Origin of the sequence: Paenalicyclobacillus macrosporangiidus (genome assembly GCF_900116805.1) — a bacterium.
Taxonomy (GTDB): domain Bacteria; phylum Bacillota; class Bacilli; order Alicyclobacillales; family Alicyclobacillaceae; genus Alicyclobacillus_H; species Alicyclobacillus_H macrosporangiidus.
This window is the reverse complement of record NZ_FPBV01000004.1, coordinates 74581-91464: the sequence shown is the minus strand read 5'-3', so window position 1 is coordinate 91464 and position 16884 is coordinate 74581. Positions and strand designations below refer to the sequence as shown.

Sequence of the window (16884 nt, the reverse complement as noted above, 5' to 3'; positions counted from 1 at the left end):
AGCCATGCAGTGGACACGGAGACCGGAGTCCAGCGGGAACCGGTTGACAGACCTTCACCAGCAATCCTTTGCAACGGTGGCCCACTTGTTTGACGGGCAGGACCCGCGCCGTGTCGAAACCTACCGGATGCGCGCGGCGGATCTGTTGCCGCGGTTTCCGGCGGCGCATCGGGAGGCGCTGGTCCGCGCGCTGGAGGCGTACATGACGCGCCTCGGGGCACCGGCGCCGGCCCTGGCCCAGCTGGCCCGTCTGCGCGATCCAGAGAGCGTGGCGGTCGTCACGGGGCAACAGGCCGGCCTGTTCACCGGGCCGCTGTACACCGTCTACAAGGCGCTCAGCGCCATCGGCTTGGCGCATCGTCTGGAACAGGCGTTGGGGCGGCCGGTGGTGCCGGTCTTTTGGGTGGCCTCTGAAGACCACGACTGGGCGGAGGTCAACCACGCCTACGTCCTGGACGGCGCCGACGAGGTACGGCGTCTGCACCTGACGACGCACGTGCCGGAACGCCAGATGGTCCACCACGTCCGGCCGGCGCCGGCTGAGGTGGAGCGGGTCTTGGAAGAGGCCTACAGATGGCTGCCGGACGCGCCGGACAAAGCGGACGTGCTCGCCGGCATCCGGGAGGCCTTTCTGCCGGGCGGTACGATGGCGGAGTGGTTCACCCGTCTGTTGTGGCGCTTGGTGGAACCGCTGGGATTGGTGGTGCTCGACCCCTGCCTGCCGGACTTGCGGCAATTGGTGCGCCCCGTGTGGCGGCGTGCCATCTCACGCCGCGAAGGGGTGCGGGCGGCGCTGGACGAAGCGTACGCGGCGGTGGAGCGACTTGGCATCGAGCCGGCGGTGGTCCGGGACGCCGCAAACACCACCCTGTTTTACGTGGATGAACGGGGGCGCCGGTTCGTCGTCGAGGATGCGGGCGGCGGCCATCTGCAGGCGCGCGGGCACAGCCTGCGTCTGCCTGCAGACGATTGGTTGCGCCTGGCGGAGGAGCGTCCGACCGCTTTCAGCTCCAACGTGCTCCTGCGGCCGGTGGTCCAGGACACGCTGCTGCCGGTCCTCGCGTATGTGGGGGGGCCGGCCGAGATTGCGTACCATGCGTTGGCGCGCGGTGTGTTTCATGCGCATGGCCATCGCCTGCCGCCGCTCGTCCTGCGGGATCGCGTGCAGGTCTACCCGCCGAGCGTAGTGCGCAACATGGAGAAATGGGCCGTGCCGGACGAGATGGGTTCGCGGCCGGTGGACTTGGTCTCGCCGGCGCTGAGCCGTCTGGGGATTGACCGCGTGGCCGAGGCGATGGCCGGGTTTGTGCAGGAGAGCGAACGCCGGTGGCAGGCGTTCGCGGATGCTCTGGCGGATCTCGGCCCGCAGGTAGCGGCCATCGCGCACCGGCAGTTGGAACGGGAGAAGGCGGGCATCGCGCGGACCGAGGCAAAGGCGCGCCGGTTGTTCGAGATCCGGCACGAGGCGGAGGTGCGGCAGCTGCGGCACATCGAGCGCTGGCTATGGACGGACGGCAGCGCGCAGGAACGCCGCCTGTGCCCGCTGAACATCTGGACGCAGTTTGGCCTCGCCTGGTTGGGAGAGCTCCCGTTTTGGGGGGATTTCACTCAACCCGGCGCAGTCTACCACGTGCGCCTGTGACGGACAGGCCACAGGATTCCCTGAGCATGCGGGAACGGAATATCTTGTGGAACCACTCTGCCGGGGGGCGCCGGCAGGGTGGTTCTTTTCTATGGACCTCAATGCCTTCACAGGCATCCGGGCGGCCGAACAAGATCTTTCGAAAATCGGCGGCAAACAGGCAGGAATTTTTCCGCGTGGGGCGAAAACCTTACCACAGTGGTGAGCAGTGGGGGAAAGTGGGGTAAAGTGGACTACTGGGGTGAGGTGGTGAGGGTCGCGTGTTCATGGGCGAGTACCAGCACACGCTGGATGACAAGGGACGAGTCACCTTGCCCGTGAAGTTTCGCGACGAGCTGGGTCCGTCGTTTGTGATGACCCGCGGCCTCGACACCTGTCTGTTCGTATACCCCATGTCCGAGTGGGAGACGTTAGAGGCGAAATTGAAGCGCCTGCCCATGACACGGGCCGACGCCAGGGCGTTTGTGCGTTTCTTTTTCTCGGGAGCGACCGTGTGTGAGCCGGACAAGCAAGGACGTGTGCTGATCCCGGCCGGACTGCGGGACTACGCAAAGCTAGACAGAGATGTTGTCGTCCTCGGTGTGTCGAATCGTGTGGAAATTTGGAGCCATGTCCTGTGGTCGTCGTACGCGGAGGAGGCGTCACAGTCGTTCGCCGAGATCGCGGAAAAACTGGTCGATCTCGATCTGTGACCCGCGCGGGCGCGGCCGGGCTGGGAGATGAACGGATTGTCGTCTTTCGTACACGTCAGCGTGTTGCTGGAAGAGACCGTAGACGGCTTGGCGCCGCGCGGCGGGGGACGTTACGTCGACTGCACGCTCGGGGGCGGCGGCCACGCGCAGCGCATCCTCGACGCCAGCGCACCCTCCGGACGCCTCTTGGCCCTCGATCAGGACGAGACCGCCATCGCCCATGCCGGCGAGCGGCTCAGACCGTATGGGGACCGGGTGATCCTGGTGCGGGAGAACTTCCGCTATGTCCGGCGATGCGTGGAGGAGGCACGGTTTGGCCTAGTGGACGGTGTGGTGTTCGATCTGGGTGTCTCCTCGCCGCAGTTCGATGAAGCGGAACGGGGCTTCAGCTACCGCTGGGACGCGGTGCTTGACATGCGCATGGACCGCCGGCAGGCGCTGACGGCGGCGGACCTGGTCAACGGCGCGAGCGAGGAGGAGCTGGCGCGGATCTTCTTCGAGTACGGCGAGGAGAAGTTCAGCCGTCGGGTGGCACGGGCCATCGTCCGGCGGCGGGAGACCGGGCGCATCGAGACGACCGGCGAGCTGGCGGAACTGGTGCGGGAGGCCATTCCCGCGCCCGCCCGTCGAAGCGGGCCGCACCCCGCGCGACGGGTGTTTCAGGCGCTTCGCATCGCGGTGAACGACGAGTTGGGCGCGCTTCAGGAAGGCCTGGAAGGTGCGTTTTCGGTGCTGGCGCCCGGCGGGCGACTGGCGGTAATCACCTTTCATTCGCTGGAAGACCGGCTGGTGAAACGGCGGTTCGCCGAGTGGTGCCAGGGATGCGTGTGCCCGCCGGACTTTCCGGTGTGCACCTGCGGCCGGACGGCAGAGGCCAGGCTGGTGACGAGGAAACCGATTGTGCCGAGCGAGGCGGAGGTCGCGGGCAACCCGAGGGCGCGTTCCGCCAAACTGCGCATCCTGGAGCGATTGTGACACAGGCGAGCGTGAGGAGGGATCCATATGCAGGCACTGAAGCGAGCCGTGGCCGAAGACGTGCGCGTGCACAGACCCGCGGCGCCCGCGTCGCGGGGCGAGGCGCAGCGGCGGGCGGGCGTCCAGGCGCGGCGGTGGACGCGTTGGGAGCGCATCTCCACGCTGGCGTGCATCGCGCTGTCGGCCGGGGTGGTCTGGTTCGTGGCCAGCACCGGAGCGACGATTCACCAGATGAGCAACCAAATTGACCGCCTGCAGAGCCAGATCCAGCGGGCGACGGCGGAAAACGCCTCCCTGGCCGCGCAGGTGGACACCTTGAGCAAGCCGGATCGCATCCTGTCCACGGCGGAGAAGGCGGGTGCGCGCTACGCCAACCCCGTGGAGATTGTTCCCGGCACGGCCGGGCACTGACAGGGTGGTGGGCATACTTGCGGAACACCCAAGGTGAGCCTCGACCGCCGCGCGGCAGCCGGCGGCACCGGCGGCGCGTGATTTGGATGCAGGCTCTGTCGGTGCTCGCGGTCGGCGGCGTCGCCGTCCGGATCTTGTACGTCCAGGGGGCGTTCGGACCGAAGCTCTTGTCGCAGGCAGCCGAGGTGCAGTACGTGACGCAGCCCGTCATGGCCCAGCGAGGGGAGTTGCTGGATCGCAATGGGCACCGCCTGGCGTACGACGTGCCTGCTTATCTGTTGGACATCCGGACCGGGGCTTTCTCCGACCTGTCCCAACTGGCGGGCCAGTTGGCCCCGATTCTCGGCAAGCCGGCGGACCAAGTGCTCGGGGTTCTGCAGCGCAGTTCCCACTGGGTGCGCTGGCCGGAACCCGTGATGGAGCCGGCCAAGGACCAGATTCTCAAGGCCATCGGCAGCGCGCATCAGCAGGACGTGACGTTCACGCCGACGCAGGAGCGCTTTTATCCCTATGGGGATTTCGCATCGAACGCGCTCGGGTACGTCAACCGCGAAGGCGTCGGAACCGCGGGCCTGGAGGCCGAGTACAACAGCGTCCTGTCCGGGCACGACGGGGAGATGACGTATGCCAGGGACAACTGGGGATTCCCGTTGCAGACGACGGTGCAGGTGACGAAGCCGCCCGTGCCCGGGCAGAACATCGAGCTGACCATCGACCAGACCATCCAAGGATTCGTCGAGAGCAAGATGAACGAGCTGGTCGACAAATACCACCCCGAGCACGCGGCGATTGTCGTCACCGATCCGAACACCGGTGAAATCCTCGGGATGGCCAGTCGCCCGTCGTACGATCCCAACCACTACGCGACCGCCGATCCGAAGGCGTTATCGGACAACTGGGCCGTCAACGACGCCTTCGAGCCGGGCTCGACGTTCAAAGCCATCACCTTGACCGCGGGTCTGGCGACGAAGGCCATCACCCTGGATCAAACGGTGAAGTCGGGCTACATCACGGTGGCCGGACACCGCATCGGCGACTGGAAGCCCGGCGGGTGGGGCACCATCACGTTCCGCCAGGCGCTGGAGTATTCGAGCAACGTGGGATTTGCCACCGTGGCGCTCAAGCTCGGTTGGGACAACCTCCTGCACTACATGCAGGCCTTCGGCTTCTTGAACAAGACTGGGGTGGACCTGCCGGCGGAGGCCAGTTCCATCATCTTCCCGCCTTCGTCGCGTCACCAGGTGCAGTTGGCCACCTCCGGTTTCGGCCAGGGCATCGCCGTCACCCCGATGCAGCAGATCGCCGCCTACGGCGCGATTGCCAACGGGGGAAAGCTGTTGCAGCCGCACCTGGCCAAGGCCATCATCGACCCCGCTACCGGCAAGGTCGTCAAGCAGATCCAGCCGACCGTGTTGAATCCGCAGGTGGCGCCCCCGGACGTGATCAAGCAGGTCAGCGACACGCTGGTGCTCGACATCACGCAGGGCATCGATGACACCGGCAAGATCCCCGGCTACGACGTGGCCGGGAAGACCGGGACGGCCAACGTGGCCGACCCGCAGACGGGCAAGTATTACAGCGACCGGTTGATTGTCTCGTTCATCGGTTACGCGCCGGCGAGCCACCCGCGCTTCGAGGTGTTCGTCACGCTGTACTGGCCGAAGACGGCGCTCGACAACACGTGGGGCAGCACCATCGCCACGCCGGCCGCGCGCGATCTGTTGCAGGAGTGCCTCCAGTACGCGCACGTACCCCCGGATCACCCTGAGCAGGTCCAGGCCGCTCCCGGCCCGGCCCAGACGGTGCACTATGTGCAGACGCCGAACCTGTCCGGCCAGTCCCGGGGGGCCGCCGAAAAGGCTCTGGCGCAGGCCGGGCTCAAGGGCCAGTTCTTCGGCAGCGGACAGACGGTGGTCGGCCAGTGGCCGCAAGCGGGCATCGAGGTCGCTCAGGGCGACACGGTCTACGTCAACCTGGGCGGCGGGCCGGGCGGCAGCAGCCTGATGCCGGACCTGACGGGCACCTCGATGCGGGAGGCGGGCAACATCCTGGCAGCGCTCGGGGCACAGCTGGTGCCGAAGGGGTCCGGCTTCGCGGTCAACCAGTCGATCCCGCCGGGCCGCCCGGTGCCACCCGGTGCCCAGGTGACGGTCACCTTCCAGCCGCCGGCCGATCCGGTGTCGGCCGCGGCGACCGCCGCAGCGAACGGTGCAGCGGCAAATGGTACCAGCCAGGCGGGGGCCGCCGGCAACGCGACGAGCGGCGGCACGGGCAACGGCACCTAGGCGGGACAACCCGCATCAGGGTCTCGCATGCTACCCCTGCTGCCCGGCAACACGTTTCACACCGTCATGCGGATGTCCGCGGGCACGCGCCCGCGGACATCCCCTTCTAGCCGACAGATTGTCCGCATAGGAATGATGCAGACAACGACGGCAGGGGGCGACGGGTGTGCGAGTGACGCGGGGCATAATGCGGCGCCGCTTCGTTCTGTTGATGCTCGGCCTCATCACCGCCATCGCGGCATTGATTGCGCGCCTGGCGTACATCCAGGCCGTGCAGTCGCCGTGGCTGACACAGCGGGCGTACGACCTGTGGCGGCGCGACATCCCGCTGGAGGGCAAGCGCGGCTCCATCCTCGACCGCAACGGGAAGGTCCTGACCTACACCGCAACGGCGCCGACCGTCATCGCCGTGCCGCGCCAGGTCCGGGACAAGGACGCCGCGGCGGCCAAGCTGGCCTCCGTGCTCGGGATGCCGGTGCAAAAGGTCCGGGATCTCCTCGGCCGAAACCAACTGCTGGTGTACCTGGCACCGGGCGACAGGCGCATCACGGAGGCGCAGGCGGAGGCGGTCCGGGCACTGGGGATCCCAGGGGTGTACATCAGCGAAAAAGGAAAGCGGGTGTACCCGTTCGGGACCCTCGCGGCGCAGGTGCTCGGCATCACAGGGACGGACAACCAGGGCATCACCGGGATTGAAAAACAGTACGACAGCGTCCTCGAAGGCGAACGGGGGTCCATCACGCTGTTCGCGCAGGCCAACGGCGAACGGATGCCGGACACGGGGGAGCAGTACGTGCCGGCTTCGGACGGCCAGGACGTGCAGTTGACGCTGGACGTGGGGATCCAACAGTTCGTCGAGCGGGAAATTGAGCAGGCGGTGGCGGAGTACACGCCGGATCGGGCGACGGCCATTGTCGAGGACCCGAAGACCGGCGAGATCCTCGCCATGGCGAACTATCCCAGTTTCGATCCGAGCCACTGGCAGGACTTCCCGCCCAACACATACAACCAAAACCTGGCCATCTGGCAGACCTTTGAACCCGGGTCGACCTTCAAGGTCGTCACTCTCTCGGCCGCCCTTCAGGAGGGCAAGGTGAATCTCAACGACCGTTTCTACGATCCGGGCTATTACGAGGTGGCTGGACACCGCATCAAGTGCTGGAAGGCGGGCGGGCACGGATCGGAGTCGTTCCTCAACGTCGTCGAGAACTCGTGCAACCCGGGCTTCATCGCGCTCGGCGAACGGTTGGGCAAGGAGACCCTGTTCTCGTACATCCGCAAGTTCGGGTTCGGGTCGAAGACGGGCATCGACCTGCCGGGAGAGGGCAACGGCATCCTCTTCAAGCTGAATCAGGTGGGGCCACTCGAGCTCGCGACGACCGCGTTCGGGCAGGGCGTATCGGTCACCCCCATCCAGCAGGTGATGGCCGTCGGCGCGGTGGCCAACGGCGGGCTTTTGATGCAGCCGCACGTGGTCAAGGCCATCGTCGACCACGAGACCGGCGAGGTGGTGAAGACCGTCGATCCGACGGTGGTCCGGCGGGTGATTTCGACGCAGACGGCGGCCCAGGTGCGGCAGGCGCTGGAGAGCGTCGTCGCCAGGGGCAGCGGGACCAACGCGTACGTGGACGGCTACCGGGTGGCCGGCAAGACGGGGACGGCGCAGGTGGCGAAAAACGGGCGCTACGAGCCGGGGCATTACATCGTCTCGTTCATCGGGATGGCGCCGGCGGACGATCCGAAGCTGGTGGCGTACATCGCCATCGACAATCCGCATCCGCAGGACCGGCCCGTGTTCGGCGGCCAGATTGCGGCGCCGATTGTCGGACGCATTCTGGCGGACAGCCTGGCGTACCTCGGCGTGCCGAAGAGTGCGCAGGGTTTGCCGAAGAAGCCCCGGTGGAACGATACCCCGATGGTGGAGGTGCCGAATTTTGTCGGCATGACGCTCGACCAGGCCAAACGCGCCGCCCTCGCCAGCGGGGCCCAGCTGTCGACGGAGGTGCAGGGCAAAGGACCCTATGTGATCTGGCAATCGCCCCAGGCGGGCCAGAAGGTGCCGGACGGGTCGACCGTCCGGCTGTATCTGGGGAACGTCAAACCGCCCGGTTGATTGACAACCGGGATCGAAAGCCATAGATTGGGCTGTGACAGGCGGAAGGAGGCTCACGGTTGCAACTTCAGACCCTGATTCGCCCGTTGCTCAAACGGACTTGGATTCACCCGGCGGATGTGGAGATCACATCGCTGACGGCCGATTCTCGCTCGGTGGAGCCCGGGGCGCTGTTCATCGCCATCCGCGGCTACACCGTGGACGGGCACGACTTCGCGGCCGAGGCCGTGCGGCGCGGCGCTCGCGCGCTGTTGGTGGAACGGCCGCTCGACCTGCCGGTGACGCAGGTGGTGGTGCCGGACACCCGTTTGGCGTCGGCCATCGTCGCCGACGTGTTCTACCGGCACCCGTCGCAGCGGCTGCAGGTCATCGGAGTGACGGGGACCAGCGGCAAGACGACGGTCACGCATCTGATTGAGCATCTCCTCAATCAGGCCGGCTACGTCACCGGCCTGTACGGCACGGTCGGCAAGCGAATTGCCGGAGTCACCGAGGAGGTCGTCAACACCACGCCGGAGGCGGTGGAGCTGCAGGCGGTGCTGCACGAAATGGCCGAGCGGGGCTGCCGGTACGGCATCATGGAGGTGTCCTCGCACGCGCTGGAGTTGCGGCGGGTGGCGGGGACGCGTTACCATATCGCTGTGTTCACCAATTTGTCCCAGGATCACCTGGATTTCCACGGGACCATGGACAACTACCGGATGGCCAAGGGCAAGCTGTTCTCCCGCCTCGGCAACGTGTACGGGGACGATCTCGCCGGCCAGTCCTTCGCCGTGCTCAACGCCGACGACGAGGCGAGCGCCTACATGGCGGCGCAGACGGTGGCCGAGTGCGTCACCTACGGCATCGAACGGGAAGCGGACGTGCGGGCCACCGACGTGCAGGTGCGCCCGGAAGGGGTCCGCTTCCACGTGCGCTCGTTCGCGGGCGAAGCGGACGTGGCGTTGCGCCTGACGGGGCGCTTCAACGTCTACAATGCCCTCGCAGCGCTCTCGGTGGCGGTCATTGAAGGCATTTCGCTCCCGGAAGCGGCTGCGGCGCTGGCGGAGGTGCGCGGCATCCCCGGGCGCCTGGAGCGGGTGGGCGCCGGCTGTCCGGTGACCGTGCTCGTCGATTACTCCCACAAACCCGACAGCCTGGAGAAGGCCCTGGCGACCGTGCGCGAGTTCGCACACGGACGCCTGTGGTGCGTGGTGGGTTGCGGCGGCGACCGCGACCGGGGGAAGCGCCCCGTGATGGCCCGCATCGCCTGCGATTGGAGCGACGAGGTCATCTTGACCAGCGACAATCCGCGGACGGAGGACCCGGAGCGCATTCTCGACGACATGGTCGCGGGCGTGGCGGACCGGCGCGGATGGCGGCGCATCACCGACCGGGCGGCGGCCATCCGCACGGCCATTGCGGAGGCCGCGCCGGGGGATGTCGTCTTCATCGCCGGCAAAGGGCACGAGACGTATCAAATTGTCGGCCGCGAGAAGATCCATTTCGACGACCGCGAGGTGGCCCGGGCGGCTCTGCGCGACCGTTTCGGGGAAGCGGCCGGACGCGGGGAGGGATGACAGGTGGACATGCAGGCGCTGCTGTTGACGGCGGCGGCGGCGCTGGCCATCTCGGTGCTGCTCGGGCCCATCTGCATCCCCATCCTGCACCGGTTGAAGTTCGGCCAGCGCATCCGCGAGGAGGGGCCGAAGCATCACCAGACGAAGGCCGGCACGCCCACGATGGGCGGGGTCATGATTGTCTGCGCGGTGCTCCTGACGACGATGAAATTCGCCGCCAACAGCGTGGAGATGGCCCTCTTGCTGTTGGCGACCGTGTCATTCGGGGCCATCGGCTTCATCGACGATTTCATCAAGGTGGTCAAAAAGCGGAATCTCGGGCTGACTGCCAGACAGAAGCTGGCCCTGCAGGTGTTAGCGACGCTGGCCGTGTTCGCGCTGTTGTGGTGGCATTGGGCGCAGACGGGCCAGCCCTTCCAGGTGGCGGTGCCGTTCACCGACATCGTCATCCCGCTCGGTGCCGGTTACGGTGTGTTCCTGTTGTTGGTCCTGCTCGCCACCACCAACGCGGTCAATCTGACGGACGGGTTGGACGGGCTGTTGGCGGGGACCGCCGCGACCGTGTTCGCGGCCTACGCGCTGTACGCCCTGTGGCATACGGAATACGATGTGTCGTTGTTCTGCGCCGCGATGTTCGGCGCCCTGCTCGGTTTTCTGGTGTTCAACCGGCACCCGGCCAAGGTGTTCATGGGGGACACCGGTTCGCTGGCCATCGGCGGCGCGCTGGCGATGGTGGCGGTGCTCACCCACAGCGAACTCGGGCTGATTTTGATGGGCCTGGTCTTCGTGGTCGAGACGCTGTCGGTGATCATCCAGGTGTTTTCCTTTCAGGTGTTCGGGCGCCGGGTGTTTCGCATGAGCCCGCTGCATCATCACTTCGAGCTGGCCGGGTGGTCGGAGTGGGAAGTGGTGATCGGCTTTTGGCTGGCGTCATTTCTGTGTGCGTTCGGCGGCCTGGCGCTGTTGACGCACTGACGCATGAGGGGGACCAGCGATGGAGATGGCGGGAAAACGCGTATTGGTGATGGGTTTGGCGCGCAGCGGCGAGGCCGTGGCGCGCCTTCTTCTGCGGCGCGGCTGCCGGGTGACGGTCAACGACGGGCGCGAGCGCAAGGCGGACGAGCCCGAGGCCGAAGCGCTGGAGGCGATGGGAGCCACCGTGCTGTTCGGCGGCCACCCGCTGTCGCTGCTCGAGGATCGGCCGGATTTCATCGTCAAGAACCCGGGCATCCCGTACGCCGTGCCGTTGCTGCGCGAAGCCGAGCGGCGGGGGATCCCCATTTACACGGAAATTGAAGTGGCCTCCTGGATGACGCGGGCGCCCATCGTGGCCATCACCGGATCGAACGGCAAGACGACCACCACGACGCTCGTCGGGGATATGCTGGCGGAGGCGGGTCTGTCGCCCGTCGTCGCGGGCAACATCGGCCGCGTGTTCGCCGGGGTGGTCGACCAGGTCCGCCCGGAGCAACCGGTGGTGTTGGAGGTCTCGAGCTTCCAGTTGGCGGGTGTAGAGACGTTCCGGCCGCGCGTGGCGGCACTGCTCAATCTGTACCCGGCTCACCTCGACTACCACGGTACGTTCGAGGCGTACGCCGACGCCAAGTGGCGGCTGTTTCAAAACATGACCGGGGATGACGTCGCGGTGCTCAACGCGGACCAGCAGATCTTGCGGGAGCGGGCCAAGACCCTGTCCTGCCGGGTGGCCTGGTTCAGCCGGCGAGCGGGCGTGGCGGAGGGGGCGTGCATTGAGGACGGCGAGGTAGTGGTCTACCTGCGGGGCCAGCGCCAGCCGGTGCTGCCGGTGGACGCCATCGCCCTGCGGGGCGACCACAACCTGGAAAACGCCCTGGCCGCGTGCGCTGTCGCGGTCGCTGCGGGGGCGTCTCCATCCGACTGCGCCGCGGTGCTCAGGCGGTTCCGGGGCGTCGAACACCGGCTGGAGTTCGTGCGCGATGTCGGCGGGGTTGCGTATTACAACGACTCCAAATCCACTAATCCCACGGCGGCCCTGCAGGCGTTGCGGGCGTTCGAAGGGCGGATTGTGTGGATCGCCGGGGGACTCAACCGGGGAGACGACTTCTCGCCGCTGGTGCCAGAAGTCCAGCGGCGCGTGAAGGCCGCGGTGGTCCTCGGCCAGACCGGCCCCGCGCTGGCCACGGTGTGCCGGGCGGCGGGCGTCCCGAACGTGGAGCCGGTGCAGGCCATCGACCAGGCGGTGCTGGCGGCCGCCCGCCTCGCCGAACCGGGGGACGTGGTGCTGCTGTCTCCCGCGTGCGCGAGTTGGGATATGTTTTCGTCCTTTGAGGAGCGGGGGCGCATCTTCAAGGAAGCCGTGCATAGATTATAACGAGTTGTCCCATGGGCGGGACGTGCTCGGTGTCCACCGTACCCCCCTGTGCAGGGACGGTGGACGCCCGCCCGCCGGGACGCCGGCTTTCCTCGGGGAGGTGTCTCCGCTTGCAACGCGCCTGGGAGAAGTTTGACATCGTGATTGTCGCCGTGACCCTGGTTCTCCTCGGCATGGGCCTCGTGATGGTGCATAGCGCCAGCTCCGTGATCTCCGCGCAGAAATTCCACGACCCGTATTTTTACGCCAAGCGCCAGCTCCTGTGGGCCGGCCTGGGGCTCGGCTCGATGTTCACCCTGGCCAACATCGACTACCACCGCCTCCGCCGGTACGCCCCACATATCGCGGTGTTGAGTTTCCTGTTCCTCGCCGTCGTCCTTATCCCCGGCGTGGGGCAGATCCGCGGGGGTTCCCGCGCTTGGCTCGGCATCGGAACCTTCGGCATCCAACCGTCCGAGTTCGCGAAACTGGGACTCATCCTGTTTCTCTCCCACTATCTGGCGGACGCCAGAGGCCGCATGCACAGCTTGTTGCGCGGCTTTCTCCCCCCGCTGTTGCTCGCGCTGATCGCGGTCGGGCTGATCATGCTCGAGCCCGACCTGGGGCAAAGCGTCGTCATCATGGGCACCACGGTGATCCTCCTGTTCGCGGCGGGCGCCCGCGTCGCCCACCTCGCCGGCCTGGCCGGCCTCGGCCTGCTCGGCTTCGCGGGTCTGGTGGCGGCGGCGCCGTACCGGATCAACCGAATCCTCGCGTTCCTTGATCCGTGGCAGGACCCGCTCGGAAACGGTTACCAGGTCATTCAATCCCTGTACGCCCTGGGCTCGGGCGGCTTGGTCGGGCTCGGGCTGGGAAACAGCCATCAGAAGTACCTGTACCTCCCGGAACCTCAGACGGACTTCGTCTTCGCCATCCTCGGCGAAGAGCTCGGGTTCCTCGGTTGCGCCGCCGCCCTGTCGTTGTTCGCCGTGTTGGTGTGGCGCGGATTTCGCACGGCGATGTTCGCCCCGGACGATTTCGGCGCCCTGTTGGCCAGCGGAATCACCGGTATGATCGCCGTGCAGGTGCTCATCAACGTCGGCGTGGTGACCGGGTCCATCCCGGCGACCGGGATCACGCTGCCATTCATCAGCTTCGGCGGCTCCTCGCTCACCCTGATGCTCACCGGCGTCGGCATCCTCCTCAACATTTCCCGCCAGTCTGCGTACCGAGTCGCCTGACGGGTGTCCGCTCTGCTATCATGAGGGCGGACGACAAAGGCGAGGTGAGGGTATGCGCGTGGTCTTGACCGGCGGCGGGACAGGGGGGCACATCTATCCGGCCATCGCCCTGTGGCGCCGCATGGCACGCGAACTGGGCCAGCTGGACGTGTTGTACATCGGCTCGGAGCGCGGCCTGGAGCGGGACATCGTGCCGCGACAGGGATTGACGTTTGCCGCCATCCCGGCGGCCGGCCTGAAGCGGGAGTTGAGCTTGGCCGCCGTGCGGACCCTGGTGACGACCTGGCGCGGATACCGGCAGGCGCATCGGCTGCTGCGCCGTTTTCGCCCAGATGTGGTGGTCGGCACCGGCGGATACGTGACCTTGCCGGTGGTCTTCGCCGCCAGCAGGCGCGGGATCCCGTCGGTGGTGTGGGAGGGCAACGCGCGCCCGGGCCTGACCAATCAATTGTGCGCACGCCGCGCCCACTCGGTGGCGGTCTCGTTTCCGGACAGCGAACGCTGGTTTCCGCGCGCCCGGCGGGTGGTCGTGACGGGCAATCCGCGCGCCAGCGAGGTGCTCGACGTGAGCCTCGACCGCGTGGCGGCGGCACGACGCGAATACGGCCTGGATCCGGAGCGGAAGCTGGTGGTGTGTTTCGCGGGGAGCCGGGGGGCCGAGACGGTGAATGAAGTGGTGACGGAACTGCTGCCGCGTTTCGCGGACCGCCCGCAGTGGCAGCTGCTGTACGTCACCGGCGGGGCCCACTACGACGATGTCGAGGCGCGCGTCCGGCGCCATGCGGACCGGGTCCCCGGCAATGTGCGCCTCGTTCCGTTCGTGCACGACATGCCGCCGGTGCTGCGTCAGGCGGACGTGGTGGTCACGCGCGCCGGCAGCTCGACGCTGGCGGAGATCTGCGCGCTCGGGCTGGCGGCTGTCCTCATCCCCTCTCCGTATGTCACCGCGAATCATCAGGAAGAAAATGCGATGCGGCTGGCGGAACGGGGGGCGGCTTTGATGATCCGCGAGCGGGAGCTGTCCGCGGACCGGCTGTGGGAGGTATTGACCCGCGTGTTGGACGGCGGTGAGGGCGCCCGGTTGCGGCAGGCGGCCAAGGCGCTGGCCACACCCCGGGCGGTGGACGACCTGTTTGAATTGGTGATGGAAGCGGCGTCCGCAAGCCGTTGACTGGCCGGGGACGGCCGACAGGCGTCAGGAACGCGTCAAAGGAGTCGGACGGTCCGCCGCGCAGGCGGATCCATTGCACGAGAGAACGCGGGCGGGGCACCGATGCCCCGCTTTCTGGATGATATGGACATGCCCGCGGCGTATGCACCCCGGGGCGCGGCGCCCCATAAGATGACGTACGGACCTGGGCGGGGCAGGACCCCGCCGGGCGCGGGCGATCGGAGGGATGGCGATGCCTTCACCGCTGACACAGATGGACGTCAGGCCGTTTGGCCTGACCGACGTGAGATGGAATGAACCGATGGCCCCGTATACGACCTGGCGCATCGGCGGACCGGCGGACCTCTTGGTGGTCCCCCACAACCTGGAGGAGCTGCGCGGCGCGATGCGCCTGGCCAAGCACTACGGCCTCCCGTGGACGGTCATCGGCCGGGGATCGAATGTGCTCGTGCTGGACGGTGGCATCCGGGGGATGGTCATCTGGATGCACGATGCATTCGCCGACGTCCGGGTGGACGGGTGCCTGTTGCGAGCGCAGGCGGGCCGTTCCTTCGTCTCCGCGGCGCACATCGCCATCCGCCATCATCTGGCGGGCCTCGAATTCGCCACCGGGATTCCGGGCTCGGTCGGCGGGGCGGTGATGATGAACGCCGGCGCGTACGGCGGCGAGGTGAAAGATGTGCTCGTCTGGGCCGACGTGATGGACGAGGACGGGCAGCTCATCCGGCTCACCAACGCCGATCTGCGCTTCGCGTACCGCTACAGCATCCTTAAGGACCATCCGAAGGTGGTCGTCGAGGCGGCTTTCGCCCTCCGGCCCGGGGACGGGGAAGCGATGGTGAAGCAGGTGCGCGCCTGGTCGATGCGCCGCGCCAGCACCCAACCGCTGTCCCAGCCCAACTGCGGCTCGGTGTTTCGCAACCCGCCAGGCACCCATGCCGCGCGCCTCATCGAGGCGGCGGGCCTCAAGGGCTTGCGCCGGGGGGGTGCCCAGATCAGCGAGAAGCACGCGAACTTCATCGTCAATCTCGGCGACGCCCGCGCGGAGGACGTGCTCTGGTTGATCCGCCATGCCCAGGAAACCGTCCGCAAGCTGTTCGATGTGGAGTTGGAGACGGAGGTGAGGATCCTGGGGGAACCCGCCTCAGGGAGGTGATGGGGTGTGGACGCCTTTGAGATTCACGGTGGCCGGCCGTTGCACGGGGAAACCCCGGTGTATGGCGCCAAGAATGCGGTGTTGCCAATCCTGGCCGCCACCGTGATGGTGGAGGACACGTGCGTGCTGGAAGGGGTCCCCGAGCTGGAGGACGTCCGCGTGATGATGGACATCCTGACGACGCTCGGCGCGCGGGTGACACGCACGGGAGACCGCGTCGAGGTGGACGCGGGGCCCATCCGCCACACCAATGTGCCGCCAGAGCTGATGCGCCGGATGCGCTCGTCGGTGTTCCTGATGGGCCCGCTGTTGAGCCGTTTTGGGGAGGTGCGGGTATCCAAGCCGGGCGGATGCGTGATCGGCCAGCGTCCGATAGACTTTCACCTGCGCGGGATGCGCGCGCTCGGAGCGGCCATCGAGGAAAAGCACGGCTTCATCCGCTGCGCCGCGAACCGCTTGTACGGGACGCAGATTGTGCTGGATTTCCCGAGCGTGGGCGCGACCGAGAACCTGATTATGGCGGCCGTGCTGGCGGACGGCGTCACGGTGATTGAGAACGCCGCACGCGAACCGGAGATTGTGGACCTCGCCCGCTTCCTGAACCGGTGCGGTGCCCGGGTCGAGGGGGCGGGCGAAGACCGGGTGGTGGTCACCGGTGTCCACCATTTGCACGGGACCGTGCACCGCGTCATCCCGGACCGCATCGTCGCCGGCACCATGATGATTGCGGCGGCGGCGACGCGCGGATGTGTCACCCTCACCGGCGTGGAGCCGCAGCATCTCGGCGCGGTCATCGGCAAGCTGCGGGAGACGGGTGCCCGCGTCGAGGTCGATCATGATATAATCACGGTGGAATGTTCGGCCCAGCCGCGTGCGGTCGATATTCGCACCGCCCCGTATCCGGGGTTTCCGACGGATCTGCAGGCACCGATGATGGCGCTGCTGACGATGGCCCAGGGCACGAGCGTGATCCGCGAGAGCGTCTTCGAAGCCCGGTTCAAGCACGTCAACGAGCTGGTCCGGATGGGAGCGGACGTCTCCGTCGACTTGCGCACTGCGGTCGTGCGCGGCGTACCCCGGCTCTCGGGCGCACTGGTGGAAGCGACAGATCTCCGGGGTGGAGCGGCGCTCATCGTCGCCGGACTGGCGGCTGAAGGTCTCACCCGCGTCGAGGGACTGCGTCACATCGACCGCGGCTATCAACAGATTGATGTGTATTTGCGAGACCTGGGAGCCGACATGGTGCGCGTGTGACCGGTGAGGATGGGTACCGCTGTCAGGACCGGACGAGCGAGGCGGTGGGCATGCCC

At 67.2% G+C, this 16884-nt stretch carries 13 protein-coding genes; all 13 read left to right on the top strand.

The window, feature by feature from the left end:
- Positions 1–4 precede the first annotated feature (4 nt).
- Positions 5–1642, top strand: a complete 1638-nt coding sequence (gene bshC / locus BM357_RS04975) for a bacillithiol biosynthesis cysteine-adding enzyme BshC (RefSeq protein ID WP_074950252.1) — start codon at positions 5–7, stop codon at positions 1640–1642.
- A 260-nt stretch (positions 1643–1902) separates the two neighbouring features.
- Positions 1903–2334, top strand: a complete 432-nt coding sequence (gene mraZ / locus BM357_RS04970; RefSeq protein WP_074950250.1) for a division/cell wall cluster transcriptional repressor MraZ — start codon at positions 1903–1905, stop codon at positions 2332–2334.
- A 36-nt stretch (positions 2335–2370) separates the two neighbouring features.
- Positions 2371–3309 (top strand): 16S rRNA (cytosine(1402)-N(4))-methyltransferase RsmH, encoded by a 939-nt coding sequence (gene rsmH / locus BM357_RS04965; RefSeq protein WP_425426513.1) that lies wholly within the window; start codon positions 2371–2373, stop codon positions 3307–3309.
- Between the two features lie 27 nt (positions 3310–3336).
- Positions 3337–3720, top strand: a complete 384-nt coding sequence (locus tag BM357_RS04960) for a septum formation initiator family protein (RefSeq protein WP_074950246.1) — start codon at positions 3337–3339, stop codon at positions 3718–3720.
- A 17-nt stretch (positions 3721–3737) separates the two neighbouring features.
- Positions 3738–6005 carry a PASTA domain-containing penicillin-binding protein gene (locus tag BM357_RS04955; RefSeq protein ID WP_074950244.1) on the top strand — a complete coding sequence of 756 codons (2268 nt, stop codon included), beginning with the start codon at positions 3738–3740 and terminating at the stop codon, positions 6003–6005.
- Positions 6006–6171: 166 nt separating this feature from the next.
- Positions 6172–8118 (top strand): stage V sporulation protein D, encoded by a 1947-nt coding sequence (locus BM357_RS04950; RefSeq protein ID WP_483869891.1) that lies wholly within the window; start codon positions 6172–6174, stop codon positions 8116–8118.
- A 59-nt stretch (positions 8119–8177) separates the two neighbouring features.
- Entirely contained in the window at positions 8178–9677 is a 1500-nt protein-coding gene (locus BM357_RS04945; protein ID WP_074950242.1) for a UDP-N-acetylmuramoyl-L-alanyl-D-glutamate--2,6-diaminopimelate ligase, read from the top strand.
- A 3-nt stretch (positions 9678–9680) separates the two neighbouring features.
- Complete coding sequence (mraY, locus tag BM357_RS04940) at positions 9681–10652, top strand: phospho-N-acetylmuramoyl-pentapeptide-transferase (RefSeq protein WP_083430198.1); 972 nt, start codon at positions 9681–9683, stop codon at positions 10650–10652.
- 19 nt (positions 10653–10671) lie between these two features.
- The gene (gene murD, locus BM357_RS04935) at positions 10672–12027 is read left to right on the top strand and encodes a UDP-N-acetylmuramoyl-L-alanine--D-glutamate ligase (RefSeq protein ID WP_074950240.1); all 1356 of its coding nucleotides are present in this window, start codon (positions 10672–10674) and stop codon (positions 12025–12027) included.
- 110 nt (positions 12028–12137) lie between these two features.
- Entirely contained in the window at positions 12138–13247 is a 1110-nt protein-coding gene (spoVE, locus tag BM357_RS04930; protein WP_074950238.1) for a stage V sporulation protein E, read from the top strand.
- A 52-nt stretch (positions 13248–13299) separates the two neighbouring features.
- Positions 13300–14418: an undecaprenyldiphospho-muramoylpentapeptide beta-N-acetylglucosaminyltransferase gene (murG, locus tag BM357_RS04925; protein WP_074950236.1), complete on the top strand. Its 1119-nt coding sequence runs from the start codon at positions 13300–13302 to the stop codon at positions 14416–14418.
- 232 nt (positions 14419–14650) lie between these two features.
- Positions 14651–15574 (top strand): UDP-N-acetylmuramate dehydrogenase, encoded by a 924-nt coding sequence (murB, locus tag BM357_RS04920; RefSeq protein WP_074950234.1) that lies wholly within the window; start codon positions 14651–14653, stop codon positions 15572–15574.
- Positions 15575–15580: 6 nt separating this feature from the next.
- Complete coding sequence (murA, locus tag BM357_RS04915) at positions 15581–16828, top strand: UDP-N-acetylglucosamine 1-carboxyvinyltransferase (RefSeq protein WP_074950232.1); 1248 nt, start codon at positions 15581–15583, stop codon at positions 16826–16828.
- The last annotated feature ends 56 nt before the right edge of the window (positions 16829–16884 follow it).